This window comes from uncultured Thiodictyon sp. (assembly GCF_903828115.1).
In the GTDB taxonomy this organism is placed as follows: domain Bacteria; phylum Pseudomonadota; class Gammaproteobacteria; order Chromatiales; family Chromatiaceae; genus Thiodictyon.
In genome coordinates, this window is sequence record NZ_CAIKKU010000189.1 from 1 (window position 1) to 5738 (window position 5738).

The 5738-nt window shown below is 59.5% G+C and carries 11 protein-coding genes; 5 read left to right on the plus strand and 6 right to left on the minus strand.

The window, feature by feature from the left end; genetic code table 11:
• Positions 1-67: 67 nt before the first annotated feature.
• The gene (locus QZY48_RS06840) at positions 68-346 is read right to left on the minus strand and encodes a DUF3368 domain-containing protein (RefSeq protein ID WP_295429380.1); all 279 of its coding nucleotides are present in this window, start codon (positions 344-346) and stop codon (positions 68-70) included.
• Entirely contained in the window at positions 339-584 is a 246-nt protein-coding gene (locus tag QZY48_RS06845; RefSeq protein WP_295429383.1) for a UPF0175 family protein, read from the minus strand. Before QZY48_RS06845 ends, QZY48_RS06840 begins: the two co-directional genes overlap by 8 nt.
• Before the next feature lie 58 nt (positions 585-642).
• On the opposite strand from QZY48_RS06845, the gene QZY48_RS06850 reads away from it, so the two are divergent.
• A complete protein-coding gene (locus QZY48_RS06850) occupies positions 643-798 on the plus strand; it encodes a hypothetical protein (RefSeq protein ID WP_295429384.1) in 156 nt (51 codons plus the stop codon).
• A gap of 434 nt (positions 799-1232) precedes the next feature.
• Here the strand turns inward: QZY48_RS06850 and QZY48_RS06855 are convergent, their stop codons facing one another.
• From QZY48_RS06855 to QZY48_RS06860, 3 genes are read right to left on the minus strand one after another with little or no spacing between them, the layout of a single operon-like run.
• On the minus strand, positions 1233-1430 hold the full coding sequence (locus QZY48_RS06855; protein WP_295429386.1) for a hypothetical protein: 198 nt from the start codon (positions 1428-1430) through the stop codon (positions 1233-1235).
• Positions 1418-1507, minus strand: a complete 90-nt coding sequence (locus QZY48_RS34625) for an aminotransferase class V-fold PLP-dependent enzyme (protein WP_366929644.1) — start codon at positions 1505-1507, stop codon at positions 1418-1420. The genes QZY48_RS06855 and QZY48_RS34625 overlap by 13 nt, the downstream gene beginning before the upstream one ends.
• Positions 1474-1779, minus strand: a complete 306-nt coding sequence (locus QZY48_RS06860) for an aminotransferase class V-fold PLP-dependent enzyme (protein ID WP_295429387.1) — start codon at positions 1777-1779, stop codon at positions 1474-1476. The genes QZY48_RS34625 and QZY48_RS06860 overlap by 34 nt, the downstream gene beginning before the upstream one ends.
• A 318-nt stretch (positions 1780-2097) precedes the next feature.
• Here QZY48_RS06860 and QZY48_RS06865 point away from each other — a divergent pair, with 318 nt between their 5' ends.
• The 4 genes from QZY48_RS06865 to QZY48_RS34635 all read left to right on the plus strand — a co-directional run bounded on the left by QZY48_RS06865 (position 2098) and on the right by QZY48_RS34635 (position 4110).
• Positions 2098-2520 carry a hypothetical protein gene (locus QZY48_RS06865; RefSeq protein ID WP_295429389.1) on the plus strand — a complete coding sequence of 141 codons (423 nt, stop codon included), beginning with the start codon at positions 2098-2100 and terminating at the stop codon, positions 2518-2520.
• Entirely contained in the window at positions 2441-2725 is a 285-nt protein-coding gene (locus tag QZY48_RS34630; protein WP_366929645.1) for an HNH endonuclease, read from the plus strand. The genes QZY48_RS06865 and QZY48_RS34630 overlap by 80 nt, the downstream gene beginning before the upstream one ends.
• 175 nt (positions 2726-2900) lie before the next feature.
• Positions 2901-3773 carry a restriction endonuclease gene (locus QZY48_RS06870; RefSeq protein WP_295429392.1) on the plus strand — a complete coding sequence of 291 codons (873 nt, stop codon included), beginning with the start codon at positions 2901-2903 and terminating at the stop codon, positions 3771-3773.
• Positions 3706-4110 (plus strand): HNH endonuclease signature motif containing protein, encoded by a 405-nt coding sequence (locus QZY48_RS34635; RefSeq protein ID WP_366929643.1) that lies wholly within the window; start codon positions 3706-3708, stop codon positions 4108-4110. The genes QZY48_RS06870 and QZY48_RS34635 overlap by 68 nt, the downstream gene beginning before the upstream one ends.
• 129 nt (positions 4111-4239) lie before the next feature.
• On the opposite strand, the gene QZY48_RS06875 is transcribed toward QZY48_RS34635, so the two are convergent.
• Positions 4240-5604 carry a PD-(D/E)XK nuclease family protein gene (locus QZY48_RS06875; RefSeq protein ID WP_295429394.1) on the minus strand — a complete coding sequence of 455 codons (1365 nt, stop codon included), beginning with the start codon at positions 5602-5604 and terminating at the stop codon, positions 4240-4242.
• Positions 5605-5738: the final 134 nt, after the last annotated feature.

The window sequence follows — 5738 nt, forward strand, 5'->3', positions numbered from 1 at the left end:
CGCCGCACTGGGGTGCGGCGTTCCCGGTGGCCGGAATTATGATCCAGGCCCGGAGCATGGCCACCTTTCAGGTGCACTGGGCCGCTGCGCAAGCGCTCTCGATCACCGCGTCGGAGAGGTAATAGCCAGCCCGTCTCAGGTCCAGCAACGTGGTGCGCAAGTCGCTAAGCAAACCACGCCGATGGGCCTCCACCAACAGGCCAGCGGTCCCTTTGACCGGTAAGCCATAGATATGGTGAGCAATCCTGCGTCCTCGCTTTTCATCGATGATCGCCAGGCAGGGCGCCAGGCTGCGCGCCAACGCAATGACAGCGGCCTCGCCGGGGTCGAGTTCGGCATCAGGCAAACTCTTCCGCGAGATCGTCACCCTTCAAATCGACCACCGGGACCCCGGCGCGGCTGGCCGTCAGCAGAAATTCGACGCGGCCCATGCCACACAATCGGCCAGCCTTGCCCGAGGAAATGCGGCCCTGCTCGAAGAGCTTGAGTGCAAGCAAAAAACGCGCCTCGTCGGCAAAATTATCCGTCAACTCGGCTGGCGAGGGTAGTCCTTCTACTGGGAGTTCAATCGTCAATGTGTGCATTTGGTCCTCATCATCAATCCCGGGCGGCAAGTTTGCCAGCTACCGCGGCCTGCCGAGCTTGCGCCAGTATGTGTTGATCGCCCAGGACCGACCCGCCATCGACGCCTATCCCGACCCCGAGGCCCCGATCCACTTCGAGTCCATCGGCTGCACCCTGTTGCTGCGCGAGGTCTATGATAAGGCGGAGTTCGAGGCCCCCGGGCAGCCGACTTGACCACCGCTCCGGCCGCCAGGACACAGGAGGTCGAGGCTTCATCTCTCCGGCCCCGGTCTCGCTAACGGCCATGGAAGGTCGCTCTGCCACCCCGGAGCATGAAAGCACGTCAGGCTAACGCCCATGGTAACAAGACCGGCCACCCCGAACCATGAAAGCCCCCCGTGGAAGCGGCTTGAGCCGCGACGAGGCCACGGCAGATTGCGAGCTCGCGTCGCGGCTGAAGCCGCTCCCACCGCGTCGGCCCTCATAACCCCGGCCAAGTCGCACCGGCGAGCGCACGCGTTCAAGCCCGCTCGGACGCTGGGAGCGCCGCACCCCAGTGCGGCGCGGCCTCGCAAGCGACCGCAGCGTTGCGTTCTGCCGATAGACCGCGCCGCACTGGGGTGCGGCGCTCCCGGTGGCCGGAATTAGGACCAAGTCCGCCGGGCCGCCTACAGCAACCCCCGAATCCTCGCCGCCACCGCCCCCCAATCCACCGCCGGTGTCAGATGGCACCAACTCATCCGCACACAGCCGTTCGCCTCCCCATCGCTCATCCCCATCGCCTTCAGCACCTGGCTCGGGGCGTAGCTGCTGGAGGTGCAGGCGGAGCCGTTGGAGATGGCGATCAGGTCCTTCAGCGCCACCATCCGACACCCTTGGGCGCATAGAGCTTGTGGCCGCTCACAGAGATCAGATCGATCCGTGGATTGCGCAGCGGCTCCAGGTCCTTGCCGAAGCCCTGTGCGGCATCGGTGTGGAACCAGGGTTGTTGCTCTCCGTCGCCCCGCTGGTAAAGACCACCTCGTCCCGCCTGGCCCCGACCACCGCCGCCACCTGATCGCGCGCCCGCTGCACCGCCTGCTTGGCGCGGGCACCGAAGGCGTGGGTGCGGCTGCCCTCGTTGCCGAAGTCCTCGTCCAGGAAGTGCAGGAGGACCTTGCGGACCGCGGGGTCCAGGGGGGTGGTGGCGTTGCAGTCGAGATAAACAGGGCTCATAAGGAATGTCTCGGTTCTCGTAACCCCGCTCCGGCGGTGTCACCCAGGTGCCAGGCGGGCCTTGATCATAATCCCGGCCCATCAGCCAACGGCCATATCTTTGGTCCGCACAGCGGACCCGACGGCCCCGCGCCCGTAGGGTCCGCTGTGCGGACCAGCGACCTCCCGTCCAGCAGGGTCGCCGGAGTGATGATCAAGGCCGCCAGGCGCTTCGCGCCCGGGGCGAGCCGACGCCCCGGCATTTCCGTCCCGGAGTCGCTGCGTTGAGGGCCAAGGTATACTTCGCACTCGACGGTTGCACTTCTCGAAGGGTTTCCAATGAACGCATCGCACCCCAGCGCACCCGACTTGTCGGCGGACCAAGCTCAACCCGTATCGGCGGCCAAACCCCGCCGCTCCGCCTTCGACGCCCAGGGCTTCCGCAAGACCGTCGCCGAACTCCAGGAGGAGATCCGGGTACTCTACACTGCGGACAACGTACCCTGGATCATCGGCTACTCCGGCGGAAAGGACTCCACCACCACCCTGCAACTGATCTGGACCGAGCGACGCGGCCTCGCCCCCCATAAGCCGCTTCTACTCCTGGCGATCATGGACATGATCGAGGAGGGCAAGATCACCGGCCCCTGGATCAGCTACTCACCCGGTCGAAGCGGCACACATCCACAAGCACTCGGAAAGCGGAGACAACGACCCACGCAACGGCCTCGCGCTGACGCGAGACGCCCACTGGATGTTTGATCGGGGGCTCTGGACGGTCGATTATCGGGACGGGGTCTACGTGGTTCACGTTGCGGAGGGACGGTTTGAAGATGAATCCCCGATTAGCCGGAGTCTGATGCAGCACCACGGCGGACTGCTCTACCTCCCCGGCACCCAGGGTTTGCGGCCAGACCCGAAGCGGTTGGGTTGGCACCGGAGCAGCGTGTTTGTGGGTTCACGATGACTCGATTAGGAGCAGAAGGAATTTAGCCCCTGGTGGCCCACGCCTGTGTGCTGTGATCGGAACGCCCCCGATTCAAGGTCAAATGTCTTAACGCCCTGCCGCGAGCACAACGAACAGGCCAAGCGGCGTGTAATGTCCGCGAACCGTAAAGCAGAACCATGCAGAGAGAGCAATTATGTCTCGTCGCCGCCAAAGTGTCGTTGAGGACTTGATTGAGGTCGCGGCTATGCTGCCGTGGTGGGTTGGTGTGATGATCGGCGCACTGAGCTATTTCTTGCTTCATCCACTCGCCGAAGCCCCGCCTGTTACGGCTTCGGGTCTTAACGACCTATCGGGAATGGTGAATAGTCAATTCATCCGCACGGCAGCAATGATCGGCCAATACATTCTGCCGCTCGTTTTCATCATCGGCGCAGTTCTTTCGGCCATAAGGGCGTTCAAGGGCGGGAGTCTGCTTAAGGCGGCAAAGGCGACGCGAGGTAGCGCTGACCTCATGGATATATCCTGGAGAGAGTTCGAGCAGTTGATCGGCGAAACGTTTCGCGAGCGGGGCTTTTCTGTTGCCGAGACCCCTTCAGGGCCGGATGGAGGGGTTGATCTTGAACTGCGCAAGAATGGCGAACTTCACCTGGTTCAGTGCAAGCGCTGGCGTGCATATAAGGTCGGCGTCGAAATCGTACGCGAATTGTATGGTGTGATGGCGGCCCGTGGGGCGGCCGGTGGCTATGTGATAAGCTCGGGCGTGTTCACCAACGAAGCCGAGAAATTCGCCCATGGCCGCAACATCGAGCTGTGGGATGGCGCAAAGCTGAAGGCGATGATTCGTCATGATCGGGCGGAGTCCCGTTCAGGCTTGAGTCAAGTAGCGAGCGCGCCGCGCGCCAACCCTGGCAGCCGGGAGGGCCGCACTACATCAGAAAAACCTCGCTGCCCAGTTTGCGGCGCTGACATGGTGCTGCGAACCACAAGGCGCGGAGCGAATGCCGGACAGCAGTTTTGGGGATGCAGCAGTTTTCCGGGGTGTAAGGGAACGAGAAATCGTTCCTGAGTCTTGGGGCGTCTCCGGAAAGGTGGAGTTGCACGCCCGCAGCCCCGTGTGTCGCGCACAAGCGCTCGGGAAGCGGAGAAACGACCCGCGCAATGGGCTCGCGCTGACGCGAGACGCCCACTGGATGTTCGATCGGGGCACTTGCGCAGTTGATTATCAGGACGGCATCTACGTGGTACGCGTTCCGGAATGCAAATGTGAGGATGAATCGCCGATTGGCCGGAGTCTGATGCAGCACCACGGCGGACTGCTCTACCTCCCCGGCACCCAGGGTTTGCCGCCAGACCCCAAGCGATTGGGTTGGTACCAAAGCAACGTGTTCGTGGGTTCACGATGACTTGGGATCGAGTGAAAGGCGGCCGAGCGTCTGGTGAAATTCGTCTACTCTCCCCGGAACTTCAAGGGAGATCAGTATACTGTCCACGAAATTTTGCTGTCCCAGAAATTTCGGAGCCGCTTCAGCGGCTTACGGCATCTCTGCCTGTCCATCTGCTGGATTTGGGGTTATCGGTGGCGTCGGCAAAGGGCTTGGTGGTATGTCCACGATTTCACGCGAACAAATATCAGACGCCTCACTGACGATCCTTTCCGCCAATTCCTCGATTTGACTGGTATCCGTGATCAGCCGGAGAAAATCCTGCTCAAAATCACTTGCGTACCCGACTTCCTCTTTCGAGAACCAAACAAGCTTACTCCACGCACGCTTCGCCCATCGATAAGTCGCCAAAGATCCACTATCCAAGCCCAAATCACGATCCACAGGCACAAGCCCATAATGGAATGCAGTTGTAGCAAACTGGATATGCAGGAGATAATTTCCGCCCGGCGTAGCGAAGAAAATGCCTTTACTCTCCCAGCCGTCAGATTTGTTTCCTCGCTGACACCACCGAATAAGATTTTGTTCATTTGACTGAAAAGGCTTGAGTCTTTCTGGAACCTCTTCCGTATAGGAGAAGCGGTGATCTACATTATTTTCTATTGCCTGCCGGAGATCCGCCATGAACCTATTGAGTAACCTGCCGCGAAAGTGTGCGTCGCTAAATACCTGGCTGATCTTGAGCGCCGACAAGGCATTTTCTGAAGTACTCATCAGCGCTTTAGCGATGTCTTGAAATTCGTCATCGTTCTCGTTCATTTCTTTTCCCGCTATTTTCCTGACCAGCATAGCATAATGATCGATGCCAAAAGCCAGTTGGATCAGATTGTTTTGAATGCAATACAACACGCAGGACTCAAGCCATGGAATGATATCTCGCGCATAAGAAATTGGCCGGACATCCGGAGCACGATCCTTCTCGGGCCTAGCCTCGGAACAGCAATCTCCTGCATTTTCAGGAGTCGCTATTGCGCCCAACGATTCTTTCGTAGGCTGCCGGCCGTCGAGGGTAAGATATAGCAAGACGGCACACTTGCTGAATTTCGCCGCGTAACCCCAGTAGCGCTCGACTTGCCTATCTTGATCTCCCGCATCAATCTTGTTTTCGATCAGAAGCAGGAAGTTCCTCATCTCGACAACGATGTCGACCCTGCCCTTATTGTTTTCTTCCCTGAACCGCTTTTCGCTCTTGACAACCGCCTTATCGATGACTGAGCTATCTAACGCCACCCCCGTCTGTTGCAGAAACAAATTGAGGAAAGCACCTCTCTGACCATGCAACCCTTTTGGGCTCAGGAGTTCAGCAATCATGCGCGAGTGCGTTTGCTCCTCCATTCTTTCGCTGCGCGCTATTGAGTAGATATTGAATCGCCTGCCCGTCATTTCATCCAGGAATTCATGCCTCTCATGAATGCGGCTTATCCTCTGCAATAGCTCTTGTTCATTGGATGACATCAAGAAATCTCGTTAGTTGAAAGTTGAGCAGTTACCGCGAATAGCTCCACACATCGTGCAAGGTCGCGATCATCGCGCTGGCCTCGATCATCGTTGTCGCCAGCGGCGATCGGTCCACGGCGATCGGTCCGCAC